The organism is Pseudochelatococcus sp. G4_1912, from assembly GCF_047501465.1.
GTDB lineage: Bacteria > Pseudomonadota > Alphaproteobacteria > Rhizobiales > Beijerinckiaceae > Pseudochelatococcus.
Genome location: NZ_JAZDRL010000001.1, coordinates 429739 through 448485 on the forward strand (window position 1 = coordinate 429739; position 18747 = coordinate 448485).

Sequence of the window (18747 nt, forward strand, 5' to 3'; positions counted from 1 at the left end):
GGTCCTCCAAATGCGGAACGAGCAGAGCCGGAGCATGCACTGATATAGTGGTGCAATCTGACTCTTGCATAGCTGCATTCACCCAGAAGCGGATGCCGCTTATCATGTGAATTCGAATGCCTACTTACGTGAATTTCCTGTGTGCAACTATGTGCGTCCTCAGAGGGGAAGAGCAACGTTACGTGTTATTTAGATGATGTTGGTGTGCATGCGTTGATTTAGATAATATCATTTTTTATCAATTAGATATATGAAGAATTTAATTTTATGTATTATCCATTCCAAGGCTCCAGGTTGCTGATTTGCAACGCTGTGTTGCTATCTTGTGTGCGCGCATGCGCGTTAACCGCATTGCAATAACTTGCTGGCGAAGCAGGCGCCGGGGTCGTATTGTAGAGGCTGAGGACAACAAACGCAGTTCAAGAGCGCAAGCATGATCATAGACCATAACGAAGCTGGCGATATCCATGAGGTCATGGACGAAAAACGGGCGGCTCTCTATTATTTAAAAGAGGCTTTCGCAGAAGCGCATCTTGATGGACTTGATGGTGACTGCATCGCACATGCTGCGCTTTTTGCTGCGTTCCATGAACTTGTGACCACCTATGGTGAGGATGCAGTCGCAGATTTTGCTGAGCGCTTGCCAGATCGTGTACGAGCAGGGTGCTTTTCCTCAAAGCCTCGACACTAGTTTTCTCTTTCCTGATGACGCTATCAGGTCAGAATGCGTTTGCTTCTCCAGCTAGTTAAGCCACTTCAATCCATCGCGGTCGAAGTGGCTTAAATGTTTTTGATGCGTATCATCGAAGCTCAAGCGTAGTCTGCATTGCGGCGTGAACTTCATAGTGTTTGCTATGGCATATAATACCAAAACAAGCCTACGAGTTGATATGATGTCAATGCGCGTTTTGGGGGGATTGGTATATGCGGCTTAAAAGCGGAATTTGGGTGGCGGCTTACCTGCGGCGTTGCGCGATTGAGGGAGCATTTGCTGTTCTGCGCCAACGCGGAGCAGAAGATGCAGGGGCCATCTTTGTGCAGATTGATAAGCTGGATGGTACTGTAGCGCTCTTCGGACCAGCCCCGCAAAGTCTTGCTGATGAAGATACCGGTGTGAGATTATTCACGCTTATTCCATTGCGCGAGCCAACCGCCGCCGCTGCCAATATCAGACTGCAACGGGAGCGCGAGTTCGATTCCGATCTCTGGATCGTCGATGTTGAGGACCGCGAAGGTCGGCATTTTCTCGATCTGGCCAAGGAATAACGTTAGATCGGCAGATCACGGTCCCATGGGGCGGGGGAAAAGCGGGTGACAAGAAAATCGATCAGTGCGCGCACTTTTGCCGGCGGGCTGCGATCATGCGGAAATACCGCATAGACGTTACCAACTTCAACCACCGGATGATTAAGTGTGATTGCTGTCAGACGTCCGGCGCGGATAGAATCGCCCACCAGAAAGGTCGGCTGATAGATGATGCCCTGTCCAGCTTCTGCTGCAATCACCAGCACGTCACCATTGTTCACGCGCAGATTGCCTGACACGCGGACTGTCTCGCCTGAAAGACCAAACGGCCAGCGATCTGCCCCAAGGCGCTGGGATAACGTGTAGCCCAGACAATTATGATGGCTAAGATCGCTCATTATTTTCGGCATGCCGTGGCGTTCAAGATAGGCTGGGGAAGCACATAGCAGGTTACGACACGGGGCAAGCTTGCGCGCAATTAGCCGGGATTCCGCCAAAGTGCCAATGCGCACCGCCATATCCCACCCTTCCTCGACCAAATCGACTACACGATCAGTGAGGCCAAGCTCAATCTCGAGCTGTGGATGTGCCGCTAGAAAATCGGATAGGGCAGGTGCGATCTGCCGGATGCCAAAAGAAAATGGCACGTTTAGCCGTAATATGCCGTGAGGTTCGATATTACCCGCGCCAGCATCCGTCTCAGCTTCTTCTATTTCCGGCAGAAGACGCATGCAGGCGTCATGAAAGCGTCGCCCGGCATCTGTCAAGGTGAGGCGCCGTGTCGTGCGGTGGAGAAGTTTCGTGCCCAGCCTCTGCTCAAGCGCGGCAATGTGCTTCGTGACCATGGTTTGCGATAAACCGCAGATCTGCGCAGCCGCCGTGAAGCTGCCAGAAGCAACCACTTTAGTGAAAACGCTCATGCTTGTCAGGCGATCGAGCACGAGATTACCCCATCGTTTGAAAGTTATCTCACACCAAAGGTTATAATTATTATGCACACAGACGTGATTAACGCCATAAAGGAAAAAGACGATATTGCATTTAAGCGCAGTAAATCATGAAATCATTATGCGATTCCTGCTTCGCGAGCCTGACCTTGAAGGTTTGCTATTCCATTAAAGGAGATGCCTTATGTCATTGACAACAAAACTCAATAGCTACCGCCCGCAGGCCTTGGCTGTATTGCGTATTGCTGCTGCACTGTTCTTCATTCAGCATGGTTTGGCCAAGCTTATCCAGTTTCCCTATGTTGAATCATTGGCAAACGTGCCGCTGGCTTCACAGGTTGGTATAGGTGGAGTTATCGAGGTGGTTGGAAGCGCATTGATCCTTTTGGGCTTGTATACGCGTCTTGCCGCATTCTTCCTGTCTGGCATGGCTGCGGTGGCTTATTTCCAGTTCCACTTTGCGAAGAGCTTCTTCCCTATTCTCAACGGTGGCGAGCTGGTAGCGTTATTCTCTTTCGTGTTTTTCTATTTGATCTTTGCTGGTCCCGGGGCGTGGAGTCTCGATGGCAAGCGCGGTGAAGCGTAAGCGCTGGTAAATGATACGGGCTGTCGGGCACTTCTTTATAAGAGTGTCCGGCTCTCAGCGGTGCGACCATTGGTAATGCAACAGTGAAAGCCAGTATGATGAGCAAACTTCCCGTGATCGAACCACAGCTGACGCCACGCCCGATTGATCCAGGCGTGCGTATTGGCCATGTTCATCTCAAGGTGGCGGATCTTGACCGCTCACTTGCGTTTTACAATGGCGTGTTGGGTTTTGAATTGATTCAACGTTATGGCAATCGCGCAGCTTTTATTTCGGCTGGTGGTTACCATCATCATATCGGCCTTAATACTTGGGAGAGTGCAGGCGGCCCCCCACCGGCACCTGGTGCAACGGGGCTCTATCATCTTGCAATTCTATATCCCACCCGCGCCAGTCTGGGCGATGCGCTGAGGCGACTGGTGCAGGCAGGAATTGAGCTTGATGGGGCGAGTGATCATGGGGTGAGCGAGGCGCTTTATCTGCGCGATCCGGATCAAAATGGTATCGAGCTTTATTGGGATCGTCCGGAAGAGCAATGGCCGCGCAACCGCAATGGCGAGCTTGCCATGATAACCGAGCATCTTGATTTGCGATCGCTTCTTTCTGCCACCTGAACTTTACAGCGAACCCTTCCGGCCGGCGGGTTTACGCTGACGACTGGGGAGGGGAACATCAAGCATTTCTGGTGCTTGCATGGGCCATGCCACAATATGATCGGGCAGGTCATCCAGAGGGATGTCATCTTCGCTTGCGGATACGCGCCCACGGACTGAAACGCCTGCTTCGTGTACAGTCTCGGCGCTGCCGGAAATAAGCGGATGCCACCAGTGCAGATCTGCACCCTCGCGCACAAGTCTGTAGGCGCAGGTTGGCGGTAACCAGGTTATCTGGGCTACTTGTTCAGGGGTCAGGCGGATGCAGTCCGGCACTATTTCCTGGCGTTGCGGATAGTTGCTGCATTGGCAGGTGCCCGCATCAAAAAGCCTGCATACGACATCTGTTGCATAGATCTGGCTCGTATCTTCGTCTTCCAGCTTGACGAGGCAGCAGCGGCCGCAGCCATCACAAAGTGATTCCCATTCCTGTGCAGACATTTCTTCAAGTTTTTTTGTCTTCCAGAACGGTTTTTCTGATGAGCTCAAGGTAATCCCTCATAAGCAGAGTGTAAGAAATTGAATTGAACGACCTGGGTCATGGATATGGGGATCACTAAGGCCCAATTGCATGCATTTTCGTTTCGGTTAACGATGTCGGTCTTTGTTGCACAGGATGCGATTGCGATAAATGCAAAGGTAGATTACCACATAAAGGGTTGTCAGCTTCGCGCGAGGGAGCGACCGCTGTGGTTAAGTATAGTAAAGTGCCTCTATCTGTTCGTTTGAAGCGCGCTGCGCTTGCCGCTGACTCATGGATTGATGCATCCCTCTATAACGCCGGTTCCGGGCTTGGTGAAATCTGGCTTCGGATTTCTGCCCAGATGGATCGCCTTGCCGTCACAGGCGTGCGCCGTGTGATGGTAGAAATTGTTAGTGAAGGCGCAACCTTATCGGTTGCAGGAGGCATGCTGTTGCTTGCCCTTGCCCAGCCAGCTTTTCAGGAAACCAACGACGATTGGCTCAAGAAGCCCGATTTTGCTGTAACCTTTCTGGATCGATACGGCAATGAAATTGGTCGGCGCGGCATTCTGCATGACGATTCGCTTGAGCTTGATGAGTTTCCGGATGTGCTGATCAAGGCTGTGCTATCCACCGAAGATCGGCGTTTTTATCAGCATTTTGGTATTGATATCATTGGTACCTTCCGGGCACTTACAGCCAATGCGCGCGCAGATGGCGTCGTGCAGGGCGGGTCTTCTATCACCCAGCAGCTTGCCAAGAACCTGTTTTTGACGAACGAGCGCTCGCTTCAGCGCAAAATCAATGAGGCCTTCCTGTCATTGTGGCTGGAGTCGCGGCTGACAAAGAATGAGATTCTAAAGCTTTATCTCGACCGCGCTTATATGGGTGGCGGTACATTTGGGGCTGCTGCGGCGGCTGAGTTTTATTTTGGCAAATCAGTGCGCGACATCACCTTGCCTGAGGCAGCGATGCTGGCTGGTTTGTTTAAGGCGCCATCTAAATATGCTCCGCATGTTAATCTGCCTGCTGCCCGTAGCCGTGCTTCAGATGTGCTGGGTACGATGGTTGCTAATGGTTTTATCAGCGATGGCCTGGCCGAAATTGCGCGTCGCAACCCGGCAACGCCGGTGGATCGTGTGCGTGATTCCAGCCCGGATTATTACCTTGATTGGGCCTTTGATGAAATCCGCGTCATGGCGCAGGACGGTGCCCTGAAAGGTGAGCGTGTACTGGTCGTAAAGACTCCACATGATGCGTCAGTGCAGCATCTGGCTGAGAATGCGCTTGAGGAAGGGTTGCGGCAGGAAGGTAAGCGTTGGGGCGTCAAGCAGGGCGCCATTACAGTGCTTGATCCTGATGGAGCTGCGCGCGCCATGGTTGGTGGCCGTGATTATGGTGAGAGCCAGTTTAACAGGGCGACAGGGTCGTTGCGTCAGCCGGGGTCCTCTTTCAAGCCTTTTGTCTATGCAGCTGCAATGATGGATGGTCTTGTCACGCCAGAGAGCATGATCGTGGATGGTCCTACATGCATCGGCAACTGGTGCCCTAACAATTATGGCCGCAGCTATGCTGGGCGTGTATCGCTGACGACAGCTTTGCAGAAGTCAATCAACACGACACCTGTGCGCTTGACCTTGATGATGGGCAAAGGAAACGCCCGCAAAGGGTTAGCGCGGGTGATCGAGATGAGCCACAAGATGGGCATCACCACGGAACTTCGCAATACAGCGCCGCTGCCAATTGGTGCGGAAGGCGTGCGTGTGCTGGATATGGCAGCGGGCTTTGCAGTCTTTTCCAATGGCGGTATGCGTGGAAAGCCTTATGCTGCTATGGAAATAAGCAATGGTCACGGCGAGATATTGTGGCGTTACCAGCGGGATACAGCAAAGCCTGAGCAGGTGCTGACGGCTGATGTCGCAGGCGGGATGAACCGCATGATGACGCAAGTCGTGGAAGCAGGGACGGGGCGTCGCGCGCGTATCGATGGCGTGCCAGTTGCAGGTAAAACGGGCACCACCAACGCTTATCGCGATGCATGGTTTGTGGGATATTCGGGTAATCTGGTTGCAAGTGTCTGGCTGGGAAATGACAATTATCATCCAACCAATCGTATGACAGGCGGTACATTGCCAGCCCAGATATGGCAGGCGTTTATGGAACCCGCCCATCGCGGATTAACGATCCGTCCTTTACCAGGCGTAACTCCTGCTTCACCAGCTATTGCAGCAAATGCTACGGCAGATAATGGTGATGAGCTGAGTGCAAATATCAATCTGTCACGGCAATCATATGATTTGTTGCAAGGAATGAGTGTGCTGTTTGACGAAGCATCGCGCACGCCGCTTGATATAACCGTACAGATGCATCAGCAGGATCGTGATCAGCAGATTATTCAGCAGGCTATCATTGATGATCCTGCAATGGGCATAGAACATCGCAGTGAATTGCTTCGTGTTGCAGCGCGTAAATTATTGGGGCCCCTTCAACCACCGATGCGCCCATGATAGAGCGCCTTTCAGGTTGGGAAAAGAAACAGGGTTTGGCAACTCCAATGATAAATCAATTTGTTAGAAAGTCATTCTTACGCATTGATTTTGTTCGTGTTGTCTTCGTCATCGTTGCAGCTATCGCACTTGCTGCTGTTATGGGATTAGGTACTGCTTATTATCTGACCCGACATGAGCCGCCATTTGGTGCTGTGCGTGTCGGCCCCTGGATAGCGTGGCCTGAGATTGGCTCTGCGGCAATAGACCCGTATGCCAGGGCTACGGTTTCTCGTATCGGGGAGCTCTCTCTGGGGGCGGGTGAAGGTTTGGCGTTTTCAGCAAACCGCGATAGTGCGGGGCGGGTGCTTAATGGATCTTGCACTTATCGTGTGCGGGGGCCTGTTCCCACATCGCGTGCGTGGACACTAACGGTTTATCAAGCGGATGGCACGATGCCGCCTAATCCTACAGGTAGAAATGGTTTTACCTCGCATGAGGTGTTGCGCAACCTTAATGGCACAGCTGAAATCGTAATCTCGCCTGAGGCGCAGCCAGGAAATTGGCTTATGTCACCACAGCGCTCAAACTTGATGCTGATGCTACGTCTTTATGGCACGTCAGTTTCCACCATGACTGGGGCTGTTGAATCTTCCGGCTTGCCAACGATCGACAGGCAGTCATGCCCATGACGGAAACGCGCGCGCTTAAGCTCATCTCACACAAGCGCCTTAACAGAGAGCATGCGCCACGCTGGCAGCTCACCCAGGCTTTGCGTTGGCTCACAACCACAGTCCTGTACACACTTGCGCTCGGGCTGACACTTGGGGCGCTTGCGCATATCATCACCATTTTTACCATACCGCTTATGGGCTCGAATGATGCGGTCAATCGCCTTTCAGAGGAAACGCTGGAAGCACTTCTATCAGATACGGTTGTCATGGATGGCAAAGGGTTTACCCCGCCATGGCCTGATCCAGCTTTTGTCACAACTTATTGTCGGTTTGATTTATCAAGCGGCCCCCAGCGGATACGTGCACGCACGCCTGATGGGTTTGCCGGTCTTTCGTTGCACGGACCTGGCGGTACGGTAATTTATGCTGTGACCGATGAGGTGGCGCAGGGAGGTGAGCTGGCGCTTACAATTCTGACTGCCGACCAAGCCATTGATTCACCGTCTGATGCAACAGATATACGCGTGATTGCGCCTGTTCAGAATGGCATTGGGGTGACTTACGGACTGGCGGTTTATCGGGTAATGGCTTCACAGCCCAGTCAGCGTGATGTGGCACGAGGCGTTGCTTCCACGCTGCGTTGCGGTTCATAATTGTATAAATAGTGCTAAAGGATAGCGGGAAGCATCAAGCAGCCTCTGGCGTCAGGCGTCAATCCCGGTTATTGAAGCGGCATGGCTCCTCCTCTTCTTACACTTCAGAATATTCACCTGACATTTGGCGGCGCGCCTCTTCTTGAAGGCGCGGAACTGTCCGTGTCAGAAGGCGAACGCCTTTGTCTTGTTGGGCGCAATGGCTCCGGTAAATCCACGCTGCTGAAAATTGCAGCGGGATTGGTGACAGCCGATACCGGTACGCGGTTCGTGCAACCTGGCACAACGGTTCGCTATCTCCCGCAAGAACCAGACTTTTCTGGCTTTGCAACCACGCTTGCATATGTCGAGGCCGGGCTTGCTCCCGGAGATGACGCTTACCGAGCAAGCTATCTGCTTGAGCAGTTAGGCCTGACGGGTGCGGAAGACCCCTCGCAGATTTCAGGCGGTGAGGCGCGGCGTGCTGCATTGGCGCGCGTGCTGGCGCCAGAGCCGGATGTGTTGTTGCTCGATGAGCCAACCAACCACCTTGATCTACCTGTGATCGAGTGGCTGGAAAATGAAATCCGCAGCATGAAATCGGCTCTTGTGCTGATCAGCCATGATCGGCGCTTTCTTGAAACGCTTTCGCGTGCCACGGTCTGGCTGGATCGAGGGACGGCGCGTCGTCTGGATAAGAGCTTCGCTGCTTTTGAGGCTTGGCGCGATGAGGTGCTGGAGCAGGAAGAGGTCGATCGCCATAAGCTTGAACGACGCATCGCGGCTGAAAATGACTGGATGCGCTATGGCGTAACCGCGCGGCGCAAGCGCAACGTAGGGCGGCTGCGCAGGCTGCAGGGCATGCGCAAGGACTTCCGCGAGCATCAACGTGCTGCAGGCTCCGTCAACATGACGGTGACTGAGGGCGAGATGTCCGGCAAGCTCGTCATTGAGGCGAAGAACCTGCGTAAAGCATTCGGCGAGCGGGTGATTGTGGATGACTTCTCGATCCGTGTTTTGCGTAATGACCGTATTGGTATCGTTGGCCCCAATGGTGCGGGCAAGACCACGCTGTTGAATATGCTCACAGGCGATCTTGCACCCGATAGTGGATCAATCCGCCTTGGTGCGAACCTGCAGATGGCGTTTCTCGATCAGCGCCGCGCAACGCTTGCACCTGGTATCACGCTTAAAGAGGCCCTCACCGGTGGCGGTGACATGGTGAGCGTGGGCGGTACGGTGAAGCATGTTGCCAGCTATATGAAGGACTTCTTGTTCTCGCCCGATCAGATCAACACGCCTGTTTCTGTTCTCTCTGGCGGAGAGCGGGGTAGGCTGACATTGGCGCGGGCGCTGTCTCTGCCATCGAACTTTCTGATCCTCGATGAGCCCACCAACGATCTTGATCTTGAAACACTCGATCTGCTTGAAGAGACGATTGCCGATTATCCTGGCACTGTCATTCTTGTAAGTCATGATCGTGACTTTCTCGATCGTACCGTCAATGCCGTGGTGGTGTTTGAGGGGAAGGGGCGTTGGCAGGTTTATGCTGGTGGCTATTCAGATATGCTCAATCAACGCGGTGAAGGTGTTACTGCGCGCGTGTCTGACAAGTCTGAGAAGAGCGAAAAGCCCAAGACTGTTTCTTCCTCCGCCCCTTCTGTCGCGTCTGAAAATAAGCGTAAGCTGTCCTTCAAGGAAAAGCATGCGCTGGAAACTCTGCCTGATCGCATTGCAGCGTTGGAACGCGACATTGCCAAGTTGCAGACGCTGCTGGCCGATCCCGAACTTTACACGCGCGAGCCGGCCAAGTTTGAAAAGGCTAATGCTCTCCTTGCACGTGCTGAAGAAGATCGCGCCGCATCCGAAGAGGAGTGGTTGCGACTGGAGATGCTGCGCGAGGAGCTGGAGGGCTGATGCGCTCCACAATCCTGATTGAATCTCCGGATGATCCGCGTGTCGCTGCTTATGTGAATATCCGGGAGCGCGACCTGATCGGGCACGGAGGGCGCTTTATCGCGGAGGGTGAGACGGTGCTCAGCGTGTTGCTGCGACAGCCATTGCATAGCATTGAATCACTGTTCATTCTTGATAAACGTTTGCCATTGCTAGGTGACTTGCTTGCAGCGGTGCCTGATCATGTGCCGGTTTATACGGCTGCACGCGCGGTGATGGATCAGGTGGCTGGTTTTCCCATCCACCGTGGTGTACTGGGCGTAGGGCTGCGTGCGCCAGCTGCAGATCCGGTGGCATTTCTGCGCCAGTTACCTGAGAATTCTCTTATTGTTGGTCTGGTCGGACTTGCGAACCACGACAATGCCGGCGGTATTTTTCGCAATGCTGCGGCCTTCGGTGCTGCTGCCGTGCTGCTTGATGATACCTCTTGCGATCCGCTTTATCGTAAGGCAATCCGTGTCTCCGTGGGAGGCGCTTTGACGGTGCCGTTTTTTCGTGCGGGTTCAGCGCTTGCAATGGTTGAAATGCTGGAGAGTGCAGGCTTTTCCCTGCTAGCGCTAAGCCCGCGTGGCAGAGAGACACTCTCCGGGTTGCAAGCTCCTCGGCGTGCGGCGCTATTGCTTGGGACGGAAGGTCCCGGCCTGCCTGATGATATACTGGCGCGATGTCGTACCGTATCCATACCGATGCATGGCACATTTGATTCATTGAACGTGGCGACAACCAGTGGTATCGCTCTGCATCATCTCGTTAGCTATCCAGCGCCGCATTAAAGCTGGCCAGAAAGCGTTCTTTAGCGGTTTCTGCATCCCATGGTGCGAGAAGCGCTTCAGCACCATGAGGTAGCGGCACTGGCTTACCGAAGAATCCAGTGGCCTCTGTCAGGCTGAAGCCCGCAAGTCTGGTGGCTTCGTAAAAAGCAGAGGCTTGATCAGCCCGTTTAATGGCACGTGTCAACGTGGCGGACGGTTGCGATGGCAAGCCGAAGCGGATGTGAATTGCCGCTAAGAGCCGCTTCTCGATATCCCTATAACCATCGCCCAGCACGGCCTTGAATGGCGAGATGATATCGCCCACGACATATTCTGCAGCGTCATGCAGCAGGACAGAAAGACGGGAATCGCGTGTAAGAGCAGGGTCTGCGGCCTCAGCAAAGCATTCTACCAACACGGTGTGTTGCGCTACGGAGAAGATATGCGCACCGCTCGTTTGCCCGTTCCAGCGTGCAACCCTTGCAAGTCCGTGGGCGATGTCCTCGATTTCGATATCCATCGGCGAAGGGTCGATCAGGTCAAGTCTACGGCCCGATAGCATGCGTTGCCATACCCGTGGCGGCTTTGGTGTGCGTGATCTCATGTCAGGAACGTAAAGCAAGAGCTGCGCATTTTGCGTGGCAGCAGCAATCAACCATATGATCGTTGACCATGCCCACTGCTTGCATAAACGCATAGGTGATGGTGGGGCCGCAGAACTTGAAACCTGCCTTTTTGAGCTCTTTTGACATGGCAAGCGATTGTTCTGTCTGAGCCGGAACATCTTCGCGGTTGCGGAACTGGTTGATCCGCGGGCGGCCGTCAACGAACTTCCATATGAAATCGCTGAACGAGCCACGCTCTTGCATGTTCAGATAGATGCGGGCGCTGACAATGGTGCCGGTTATCTTGGCGCGGTTACGCACGATGCCGGTATCCTGCATCAGTTCTTCAATCTTGGCTTCATCGAAACGGGCGATGATTTCAGGATCGAAGTTGGCAAAAGCACGATGAAAACCTTCGCGTTTGCGCAAAATGGTGATCCACGAGAGACCAGCCTGAAAACCATCCAGAATGAGCTTCTCAAACAGCGCTCGGCTGTCGTACTCCGGTACGCCCCATTCGTCATCGTGGTAAGCCACATAAAATGGGTCCATACCGGGCCATAAACAGCGCGTTTTACCATCCGCGTGCAGTTGCACAAAATTGCTGGAAACAGGAGCAGATGTCATAATGTGGGCTCACCTGGAAAGGCAAAGCGAATAAACGCAGGCTTTTCTAATTGAAGCGGAATATCATCAGCCGTAATTGGCAGACCCGCTGTAAGCGCATCGCTTACGCGATCAAGTCGCAAGGTTGCAAGCGCGCGTCCTTCACCAACCGAACCAATGGTGCCAAGCGTTTTACCGCCCGCAACAACTTCAGTGCCGCTTGCAGGTGCAGTTGCTGTAAAGGTTACAGGCACAATGCGCGTGCGTGCAGTGGCGCGGTGATGCATGCGCGAGACGACTTCCTGCCCGACATAGCAGCCCTTATCGAACGCCACGCCCTGTAATTGGTCCATCAGCACTTCATGCGGGAAGGCATCACTCCAGGCAAAGTCCTTGCCGCCTTCTGGCACACCCAGATGGATCCGGTGCTTATGCCAAGCATCAGGATTATCCCCCAGCGTTGCAAGGCGGTCCCGTTCCGAAATAATGCGGGTGCCGAGCTCTGCAAGGCGCGGATCAATATAGGTAATGCCGAGATCGCTAGGCGCGCTATCACCGCCCCAGACAACGCCAACGCCCATCGCATCGGAGAGGTTTTCCACGATGACCTTGGCGCGTAATTTATAAAAACCAAGACGTTTAGTCAGCGCCTCAGCCTGATCATGTGCAACATCCAATAGATAGCCACCGCCATGCGTATCCGGCACGGCGATGGCTAGCCCGTCAAACAGGATCTTGCCTTGCGGCGTCAGCAGCCCGAACCAGCGCGCTTCACCGGGCGTGAGGGTTTCGACATCGCTGGTGACGAGGTTATGCAGGAAATGACGGGCATCATCCCCCGCCACTTTCACGACACCCCGATCTGCAAGGTAAGCCTGTGGCATGGTGCTTAGAGCCCGTGTTTGCGCTTACGCTGCGCGAGCGTGCGTAGACGCAGTGCATTCAGACGAATGAAGCCTTGGGCATCACGATGATCGTAGGCAACCGCACCGTCTTCAAACGTTACGAGGTCCTGATCATAGAGCGAATAGGGGCTTTCACGTCCCACAATATGCACGCCGCCCTTATAGAGCTTCAGGCGCACTTGGCCGGTGACGAACTCCTGGCTGGCATCGATCAGCTTCTGCAGCAGCTCACGCTCTGGCGAGAACCAGAAGCCGTTGTAAATCAGCTCGGCATACTTGGGCATCAGCTCATCCTTGAGATGCGCTGCGCCACGGTCGAGCGTGACCTGCTCGATTGCGCGGTGCGCATACCACAGGATCGTGCCACCGGGGGTCTCGTACATACCCCGTGACTTCATGCCTACGAAGCGGTTCTCGACGAGATCAAGACGGCCGATACCATTGGCGCCGCCCAGCTCATTGAGCTTGGTGAGAAGTGTTGCGGGCGATAGCTTTTCACCATTGATAGCAACGGGATCGCCCTTTTCAAAGTCGATCGTGATATACGTCGGCGTATCGGGTGCAGCCTCTGGCGAGACCGAGCGTGAGAATACGTATTCTGGCACTTCATCAGCTGGATCTTCCAGCACCTTGCCCTCAGATGAAGTGTGCAGCAGGTTGGCGTCAACAGAGAACGGTGCATCGCCGCGCTTGTCCTTGGCAATCGGAATTTGATTCTGCTCAGCAAACTCGATGAGCTTGGTGCGCGAGGTCAGATCCCACTCGCGCCAAGGCGCAATCACCGTGACATCGGGCTTGAGCGCATAATAGCCAAGCTCGAAGCGCACCTGATCGTTACCCTTGCCGGTTGCGCCATGCGAAACTGCATCTGCGCCTACGCGCTCTGCGATTTCGATCTGCTTCTTGGCGATCAGCGGCCGAGCAATTGAGGTGCCGAGGAGGTACAGGCCCTCATACTGTGCGTTGGCGCGGAACATCGGGAAGACATAATCGCGCACGAATTCTTCGCGCAGGTCTTCGATGAAGATGTTTTCCGGCTTGATGCCGAGCAGCATCGCCTTCTGGCGTGCGGGTTCCAGCTCTTCGCCCTGGCCGAGATCGGCGGTGAAGGTCACCACTTCGGCCTGGTAGTTGGTCTGAAGCCACTTGAGGATGATGGAGGTATCGAGGCCGCCGGAATAGGCGAGCACTACTTTTTTCACGCGCTTGTCTGTCATCGTCTGGTCCATTGGGCGGGCGACACACACCGGCCCGCAGTCAACGCGACTATAGTAACCGTGGCGCAGCGCGCAACCCATCAAAGTGCATACAGGTTATCGTATCGAGTATGACATATGGCAGGATGACCTTTGCAGCAACCTCTGCTAGGAGGCTAAAGGTATCTTTATCTGCTTTCGTTCAAGGAATGCCGATCATGTCTGCTTCGCATCCCATCCCCGTTCCTGTTGTCGCGCGTCCTTCATCTGCGTTGAAAGGCCGGGTGCGGGTTCCCGGTGATAAATCAATCTCGCATCGCGCCCTGCTGTTTGGCTTGCTGGCGATTGGTGAAACCCGCGTCACCGGCTTGCTGGAAGGTGAGGATGTGCTGCGCACTGCCGATGCTGTTCGCGCGCTGGGCGGTGTTGCGACCCGTGTGGGTGAAGGGGATTGGCGCGTCATCGGCGTTGGCGTCGGCGGATTGCAGGAGCCGGCAAGCGTTCTCGATTTCGGTAATGCTGGCACTGGTTCCCGGCTTACGATGGGGGTGGTTGCCGGCCATCCGATTACCGCGACATTTGATGGCGATGCTTCGCTGCGCAAGCGGCCGATGCGCCGCATTGTTGATCCATTGATCAAGATGGGCGCTGAGGTGATTTCGGAAGAAGCGGGCGGGCGACTGCCGATGACGATTCGTGGGCCGCGTGAAGCCGTGCCGATCGTGTACGAAACGCCTGTGCCATCAGCGCAAATAAAATCTGCCGTGCTTCTGGCAGGATTGAATGCGCCGGGTAAGACAACGGTTATTGAGAACGAGGCTTCGCGCGATCATACGGAGCGTCTGCTGCGCCATTTCGGGGCGGAGGTGTTGGTTGAGTCGCATGGTCCATATGGCCGACGCATTACGCTCACAGGTCAGCCGGAACTGAAGGCGAGCGATATCGTAGTGCCGGCCGATCCGTCTTCGGCGGCATTTCCACTGGTTGCGGCGTTATTGGTGCCGGGATCAGAGATCGTGCTGGAAAGCGTAATGACAAACCCTTTGCGCACCGGCCTGTTTACAACGCTGCGCGAGATGGGGGCGGATATTGAAGAGCTCAACCCGCGCGAGGAAGGTGGCGAAACCATTGCAGATTTGCGTGTGCGGGCTGGTGCATTGAAAGGCGTTGACGTTCCTGCTGAACGTGCGCCTTCCATGATTGATGAATATCCCATTCTCGCGGTTGCAGCTGCTTTTGCTGCGGGAGAAACGCGGATGCGTGGTCTCCATGAGCTGCGTGTCAAGGAATCGGATCGTCTGCAAGCGGTGGCTGATGGTTTGGTTGCAGCGGGGGTTGCTGTGCGCATTGAAGGTGATGATCTGATTGTGACTGGCCAAAACGGCATCGTGCGTGGTGGTGGTGAAGCCGCGACATATCTTGATCACCGTATTGCTATGGCATTTCTGGTGCTGGGCCTTGCCGCGCGTGAGGGCATGCGGGTTGATGACGGTGCTATGATTGCGACGAGTTTTCCGTCATTTATCCCGTTGATGCGCGGCCTTGGCGGTGATGTTGTTGAAGAGCGATAAGGCAAAATATTCATGATTATAGCAATCGATGGCCCTGCAGCATCTGGCAAGGGTACGCTTGCCCGGCGTCTTGCGCAGCATTTCGGTTTGCCACACCTTGATACTGGTATGCTCTATCGTGGTGTTGCAAGGCAGATGCTGGATGAAGGCCTGCGCCTTGATAACATAGATGCAGCGACCAGTGTGGCCTTGAGTTTCGAGCCGCAGCTGGTTGACGAAGATCGTTTACGCGGGCGCGAGATGGGTGAGGCGGCTTCTGTTATTGCTGCACATCCGCCTGTGCGTTCGGCGTTGCTTGCTTTGCAGCGCGCATTTGCGCAACAGCCAGGTGGGGCTGTGCTTGACGGGCGTGATATCGGCACCGTGATCTGCCCTCAAGCAGCAGTGAAATTGTTTGTGACCGCAACGCCAGAAGTACGGGCAGAGCGGCGCGCCCTGGAATTAACCGGGCGTGGTGAACCGGTTGATACGGCGGCAATCCTTGCAGATATTCGCTTGCGCGACGAGCGCGATTCTCACCGCTCATCGGCGCCGTTAATGATTGCTTCCGATGCAGTGTTACTCGATACATCGTCATTTGATGTAGCGGGTATGGTTGCTGCAGCGCTGGCAATCATTGCTGAAAAGGCTGGGCGATAACAGCCTCTGGAGAAGGTCCTGCCATTTTCAAGCGATTGCTGTAAGGTCTGACGAGGGCCGTATATACTTTCATCAGTAATCGGGAGATATGAAGCAATGATATCTGTCAGGTTAGCTCTGGTTGCTCACGATGCGAAGAAAGATGAGCTGGCACTTTTTGCTGAACGGCATCGCGCGGTTCTGGGTGATTGTGCGCTGTTCGCAACCGGCACGACAGGATTGCGCATTATGGAGCGATGCCCGGAGCTTACCGTCACGCGGCTGAAGAGCGGGCCTTATGGCGGCGATCAACAAATAGGTGCCATGATTGCAGAAGGCCGGATCGACATGCTGATTTTCTTTGTCGACCCGCTGTCGCCGCTACCGCATGATGTGGATGTTAAAGCTTTGATGCGTGTTGCACTTGTCTATGACGTGCCAATGGCACTCAATCGCAAGACCGCAGAAATGGTACTCGCGACGCTTGAGAAACAGGTGCAGCAGTAAACCTTTATTATGCAGCGGGAGCATGGTTTTTGCTGACCGCAGCCTTGTCAGCGGTCATGGCAACAATATCAGAGGCTACAGCTTCGATACGCTCTCTGAGTGCGGTATTTTCCAGCTTGATTGCATCAGCGTTTAAAAGCTCGGATTGTTCCTGTGCGCGCAAAACAGTCTGTTCAGCTGCCATGCTGGTGAGTCGCGTTTCCAGGCTGGCAATGGTGATGCGTTTGGTATCGTAATCCGCTTTAATATGTATGAGTTCCATTGTTAATTGGGCGTTTTCCTCCGTAAGAGTTTTGATCTGGGCCTCATCAGAGATTGCCTTCTGGCGGGCTGCAGCTTCAATCGTACCCTGCTCAATGCGGCTTAGTGCGTGAGCTTTACGCTCATTTTCCAGCCGGCGTTCAGCCGTGCGTATTTCCACCGCTCCCTCAGCACGGATATAATCCATTTGCGCTGTGAGCTCATCAATGGAAATGGGAAACTGCGCCGCAAGTCTTCTGCGGGCAAGGCGGGTTGCACGGGTGTTGACGCTTGGCAAAATCAGCAACGCCAGCACACTTGCAGTGAGAAAGCCCGCCGCAAATATCAGAGCAGTTTCAAACACGTCCTAATCCTCAAGAAGTAAACGCATAAGATTGAGCGGAAAGCCTTTAGAAAGGGTTCCAGGTCGATTGTGGTGTGAATTTCAGATAGCCGATGTTCACGCCAAGCTTGAGGCCAACACCCGTGCGAATCGTGACCAGCAGGATATCCTGGCCAGCATCTCCGCGCGCGGCTAGCGCAGAAATTGCAAATCCGGCAACCAGATATGCCGATCCATCCACGCCTGCAAACCGCTGAAACATGCGATCAACTGAAGGCAGGTGATAGACGAGGATCATGGTTCGATTCCCTGATCCGCCAAAGTCAAACCCTAAAGAAGGCCCTTGCCAGAACAAGGTACGCTCTCCCTTATTGCGCGTATAGAGCTTGCCTTCTCCATAACGAAGGCCACCGAAGAACGCTCCAGCTGCTTCTTGGCCCAGGATGTAGCCGTTCGGCTTGCCCCATCGCTCGAATGCATTCTGCACGGCATTTCCCAGCCCACGCGATGCTGAACCGAAAAAGCGATGGCCCGAATCGATGATTTCTTCCGGGTTGAAGGTATCGTTATCATCCGGCACCGGCTTGAAACCGGGCGGAGGAGGGCGTTGCTGCGCGACTGCCATAGGTGCGCCCGCAAGCAAGCTGGCCAATCCAGTACCTGTGGCCAGTGTCAGGAGCGAGCGACGGGTTAGACGTGATTTTCTCGAGTCCATAGGCCGTTTTCTCCCGATATGACGCAAATTAAAGCATTGTTGATGCGAACCAAAGCTGTTGCAGGATAAAGACCCACCTCAGCCGCAATACATATGACTTTGTGCAGAATCGCCCCATGCGATGAATGGTCCGTTAACGTAGCCGTTCCGTGATTGACCATAAACCAGTGAAAAGCCCTTTTCATCGACCACAGAACCACCCGCCGCCCGCAACACTGCATCACCTGCAGCAGTGTCCCATTCCATAGTGGGACCAAAGCGTGGGTAAACATCAGCTTCGCCTTGAGCAATGACGCAAAATTTCACTGAGGAGGAGGTCGACAGGCGTTTCCTGATGGGTAGTCGTGCCAGAAATTCCTGTGTACGACCATCACCATGACGTCGACTACCCAGGGCTGTCAGGCCCTCTTGCGGTGCGATGCGGGTGTGAATTGCTCGCCAATCTTCAAATTCTGGTGGCGCTGCATAAGGCGCGATTGTCGTGGTATATGCATGGGCGCCCCCTATCCATAGCAAGTCATTTGCTGGGGCATAGACCGCACCTGCCACCGGCGCGCCGTTTACAATCGCGGCGATATTAACGGTGTATTCAAGGCCGCCTGAAGTAAAATCGCGCGTGCCATCAAGTGGATCAACAAGGAAAAAGATATCGCTAACAGGCGCTGCGCTTTCGCCGGCTTCCGCACGCGCGGCTGATTGCTCTTCGGCAATAACAGGGATATTGGGAAAATGCGCTGCTAATGCTTCCAGAATAAAACGCTCAGCCTCAACATCGGCATCGGTATAGCTCGATCCATCCGGCTTGCGATAAACGCTAAATCCACGCTTTACTGCTTCAAGAATAAGCCCGCCGGCATAGCGTGAAATCTCGCCAAGATGTCGCGCCAGCTCATCGCGCACTTCAGATCCTGCTACACCCGCTGCGCTCCATTGCAAATGATCCCTAATCATACCCTTTGGCATATAATCATGGGGGGGAGGAGGCGTTAACATCAGAAATTCCTCTTGAAGATCGATTGAATGTACATTCCTGAGCGATGTGATCTGT

General features: G+C 54.2%; 21 protein-coding genes. 12 read left to right on the forward strand and 9 right to left on the reverse strand.

Going from position 1 to position 18747, the window contains the following annotated elements; translation table 11 throughout:
* Positions 1 to 433: 433 nt before the first annotated feature.
* Positions 434 to 691 carry a hypothetical protein gene (locus VRZ32_RS02025; RefSeq protein ID WP_414523765.1) on the forward strand — a complete coding sequence of 86 codons (258 nt, stop codon included), beginning with the start codon at positions 434 to 436 and terminating at the stop codon, positions 689 to 691.
* A 233-nt stretch (positions 692 to 924) separates the two neighbouring features.
* The gene (locus tag VRZ32_RS02030) at positions 925 to 1266 is read left to right on the forward strand and encodes a DUF1491 family protein (protein ID WP_414523766.1); all 342 of its coding nucleotides are present in this window, start codon (positions 925 to 927) and stop codon (positions 1264 to 1266) included.
* A 2-nt stretch (positions 1267 to 1268) separates the two neighbouring features.
* On the opposite strand, the gene VRZ32_RS02035 is transcribed toward VRZ32_RS02030, so the two are convergent.
* Positions 1269 to 2186: a LysR family transcriptional regulator gene (locus tag VRZ32_RS02035; protein WP_414523767.1), complete on the reverse strand. Its 918-nt coding sequence runs from the start codon at positions 2184 to 2186 to the stop codon at positions 1269 to 1271.
* A gap of 190 nt (positions 2187 to 2376) precedes the next feature.
* Between VRZ32_RS02035 and VRZ32_RS02040 the strand changes: the two genes are divergently transcribed.
* Both VRZ32_RS02040 and VRZ32_RS02045 read left to right on the forward strand, forming a co-directional pair.
* Entirely contained in the window at positions 2377 to 2778 is a 402-nt protein-coding gene (locus tag VRZ32_RS02040) for a DoxX family protein (RefSeq protein ID WP_414523768.1), read from the forward strand.
* Between the two features lie 98 nt (positions 2779 to 2876).
* Positions 2877 to 3392, forward strand: coding sequence for a VOC family protein (locus tag VRZ32_RS02045; protein WP_414523769.1), 516 nt, complete (start codon positions 2877 to 2879; stop codon positions 3390 to 3392).
* Between the two features lie 3 nt (positions 3393 to 3395).
* On the opposite strand, the gene VRZ32_RS02050 is transcribed toward VRZ32_RS02045, so the two are convergent.
* Positions 3396 to 3920 (reverse strand): YcgN family cysteine cluster protein, encoded by a 525-nt coding sequence (locus tag VRZ32_RS02050; RefSeq protein WP_414523770.1) that lies wholly within the window; start codon positions 3918 to 3920, stop codon positions 3396 to 3398.
* Positions 3921 to 4120: 200 nt separating this feature from the next.
* Between VRZ32_RS02050 and VRZ32_RS02055 the strand changes: the two genes are divergently transcribed.
* The 5 genes from VRZ32_RS02055 (at position 4121) to VRZ32_RS02075 (ending at position 10414) form a co-directional block, all read left to right on the forward strand.
* The gene (locus tag VRZ32_RS02055) at positions 4121 to 6400 is read left to right on the forward strand and encodes a transglycosylase domain-containing protein (RefSeq protein ID WP_414523771.1); all 2280 of its coding nucleotides are present in this window, start codon (positions 4121 to 4123) and stop codon (positions 6398 to 6400) included.
* Positions 6401 to 6447: 47 nt separating this feature from the next.
* A complete protein-coding gene (locus tag VRZ32_RS02060; RefSeq protein WP_414523772.1) occupies positions 6448 to 7071 on the forward strand; it encodes a DUF1214 domain-containing protein in 624 nt (207 codons plus the stop codon).
* On the forward strand, positions 7068 to 7706 hold the full coding sequence (locus VRZ32_RS02065; RefSeq protein WP_414523773.1) for a hypothetical protein: 639 nt from the start codon (positions 7068 to 7070) through the stop codon (positions 7704 to 7706). Before VRZ32_RS02060 ends, VRZ32_RS02065 begins: the two co-directional genes overlap by 4 nt.
* An 81-nt stretch (positions 7707 to 7787) precedes the next feature.
* A complete protein-coding gene (locus VRZ32_RS02070; protein WP_414523774.1) occupies positions 7788 to 9602 on the forward strand; it encodes an ABC-F family ATP-binding cassette domain-containing protein in 1815 nt (604 codons plus the stop codon).
* The gene (locus VRZ32_RS02075) at positions 9602 to 10414 is read left to right on the forward strand and encodes a TrmH family RNA methyltransferase (RefSeq protein ID WP_414523776.1); all 813 of its coding nucleotides are present in this window, start codon (positions 9602 to 9604) and stop codon (positions 10412 to 10414) included. Before VRZ32_RS02070 ends, VRZ32_RS02075 begins: the two co-directional genes overlap by 1 nt.
* Here VRZ32_RS02075 and VRZ32_RS02080 read toward each other — a convergent pair.
* The 4 genes from VRZ32_RS02080 to VRZ32_RS02095 are packed head-to-tail and all read right to left on the reverse strand — an operon-like array spanning position 10392 to position 13726.
* Positions 10392 to 10997: a hydrolase gene (locus VRZ32_RS02080; protein ID WP_414523777.1), complete on the reverse strand. Its 606-nt coding sequence runs from the start codon at positions 10995 to 10997 to the stop codon at positions 10392 to 10394. The genes VRZ32_RS02075 and VRZ32_RS02080 overlap by 23 nt on opposite strands.
* Before the next feature lies 1 nt (position 10998).
* Entirely contained in the window at positions 10999 to 11625 is a 627-nt protein-coding gene (locus tag VRZ32_RS02085; protein ID WP_414523779.1) for a DNA-3-methyladenine glycosylase I, read from the reverse strand.
* Positions 11622 to 12488 (reverse strand): YgfZ/GcvT domain-containing protein, encoded by an 867-nt coding sequence (locus tag VRZ32_RS02090; protein WP_414523780.1) that lies wholly within the window; start codon positions 12486 to 12488, stop codon positions 11622 to 11624. Before VRZ32_RS02090 ends, VRZ32_RS02085 begins: the two co-directional genes overlap by 4 nt.
* Before the next feature lie 5 nt (positions 12489 to 12493).
* The gene (locus VRZ32_RS02095; RefSeq protein ID WP_414523782.1) at positions 12494 to 13726 is read right to left on the reverse strand and encodes an argininosuccinate synthase; all 1233 of its coding nucleotides are present in this window, start codon (positions 13724 to 13726) and stop codon (positions 12494 to 12496) included.
* A gap of 197 nt (positions 13727 to 13923) precedes the next feature.
* Between VRZ32_RS02095 and aroA the strand changes: the two genes are divergently transcribed.
* The 3 genes from aroA to VRZ32_RS02110 all read left to right on the forward strand — a co-directional run bounded on the left by aroA (position 13924) and on the right by VRZ32_RS02110 (position 16401).
* Positions 13924 to 15276 (forward strand): 3-phosphoshikimate 1-carboxyvinyltransferase, encoded by a 1353-nt coding sequence (gene aroA / locus VRZ32_RS02100; RefSeq protein WP_414523783.1) that lies wholly within the window; start codon positions 13924 to 13926, stop codon positions 15274 to 15276.
* Positions 15277 to 15288: 12 nt separating this feature from the next.
* Positions 15289 to 15915 (forward strand): (d)CMP kinase, encoded by a 627-nt coding sequence (gene cmk / locus VRZ32_RS02105; protein ID WP_414523785.1) that lies wholly within the window; start codon positions 15289 to 15291, stop codon positions 15913 to 15915.
* A gap of 96 nt (positions 15916 to 16011) precedes the next feature.
* Positions 16012 to 16401 carry a methylglyoxal synthase gene (locus VRZ32_RS02110; RefSeq protein ID WP_414523786.1) on the forward strand — a complete coding sequence of 130 codons (390 nt, stop codon included), beginning with the start codon at positions 16012 to 16014 and terminating at the stop codon, positions 16399 to 16401.
* Between the two features lie 7 nt (positions 16402 to 16408).
* Here the strand turns inward: VRZ32_RS02110 and VRZ32_RS02115 are convergent, their stop codons facing one another.
* The 3 genes from VRZ32_RS02115 to VRZ32_RS02125 form a co-directional block, all read right to left on the reverse strand.
* Complete coding sequence (locus tag VRZ32_RS02115; protein WP_414523787.1) at positions 16409 to 17005, reverse strand: hypothetical protein; 597 nt, start codon at positions 17003 to 17005, stop codon at positions 16409 to 16411.
* 46 nt (positions 17006 to 17051) lie between these two features.
* Positions 17052 to 17699, reverse strand: a complete 648-nt coding sequence (locus VRZ32_RS02120) for a DUF1134 domain-containing protein (RefSeq protein ID WP_414523788.1) — start codon at positions 17697 to 17699, stop codon at positions 17052 to 17054.
* Between the two features lie 78 nt (positions 17700 to 17777).
* Complete coding sequence (locus VRZ32_RS02125) at positions 17778 to 18692, reverse strand: 3'(2'),5'-bisphosphate nucleotidase CysQ family protein (RefSeq protein ID WP_414523789.1); 915 nt, start codon at positions 18690 to 18692, stop codon at positions 17778 to 17780.
* Between the last annotated feature and the right edge of the window lie 55 nt (positions 18693 to 18747).

Bases quoted from the DNA above. Each gene is read 5' to 3' on its own strand.
- VRZ32_RS02025 (WP_414523765.1), top strand. From the start codon at position 434: ATGATCATAGACCATAACGAAGCTGGCGATATCCATGAGGTCATGGAC.
- VRZ32_RS02030 (WP_414523766.1), top strand. From the start codon at position 925: ATGCGGCTTAAAAGCGGAATTTGGGTGGCGGCTTACCTGCGGCGTTGC.
- VRZ32_RS02040 (WP_414523768.1), top strand. From the start codon at position 2,377: ATGTCATTGACAACAAAACTCAATAGCTACCGCCCGCAGGCCTTGGCT.
- VRZ32_RS02045 (WP_414523769.1), top strand. From the start codon at position 2,877: ATGAGCAAACTTCCCGTGATCGAACCACAGCTGACGCCACGCCCGATT.
- VRZ32_RS02060 (WP_414523772.1), top strand. From the start codon at position 6,448: ATGATAAATCAATTTGTTAGAAAGTCATTCTTACGCATTGATTTTGTT.
- VRZ32_RS02065 (WP_414523773.1), top strand. From the start codon at position 7,068: ATGACGGAAACGCGCGCGCTTAAGCTCATCTCACACAAGCGCCTTAAC.
- VRZ32_RS02070 (WP_414523774.1), top strand. From the start codon at position 7,788: ATGGCTCCTCCTCTTCTTACACTTCAGAATATTCACCTGACATTTGGC.
- VRZ32_RS02075 (WP_414523776.1), top strand. From the start codon at position 9,602: ATGCGCTCCACAATCCTGATTGAATCTCCGGATGATCCGCGTGTCGCT.
- VRZ32_RS02080 (WP_414523777.1), bottom strand. From the start codon at position 10,997: ATGAGATCACGCACACCAAAGCCGCCACGGGTATGGCAACGCATGCTA.
- VRZ32_RS02085 (WP_414523779.1), bottom strand. From the start codon at position 11,625: ATGACATCTGCTCCTGTTTCCAGCAATTTTGTGCAACTGCACGCGGAT.
- VRZ32_RS02090 (WP_414523780.1), bottom strand. From the start codon at position 12,488: ATGCCACAGGCTTACCTTGCAGATCGGGGTGTCGTGAAAGTGGCGGGG.
- VRZ32_RS02095 (WP_414523782.1), bottom strand. From the start codon at position 13,726: ATGACAGACAAGCGCGTGAAAAAAGTAGTGCTCGCCTATTCCGGCGGC.
- aroA (WP_414523783.1), top strand. From the start codon at position 13,924: ATGTCTGCTTCGCATCCCATCCCCGTTCCTGTTGTCGCGCGTCCTTCA.
- cmk (WP_414523785.1), top strand. From the start codon at position 15,289: ATGATTATAGCAATCGATGGCCCTGCAGCATCTGGCAAGGGTACGCTT.
- VRZ32_RS02110 (WP_414523786.1), top strand. From the start codon at position 16,012: ATGATATCTGTCAGGTTAGCTCTGGTTGCTCACGATGCGAAGAAAGAT.
- VRZ32_RS02120 (WP_414523788.1), bottom strand. From the start codon at position 17,699: ATGGACTCGAGAAAATCACGTCTAACCCGTCGCTCGCTCCTGACACTG.
- VRZ32_RS02125 (WP_414523789.1), bottom strand. From the start codon at position 18,692: ATGTTAACGCCTCCTCCCCCCCATGATTATATGCCAAAGGGTATGATT.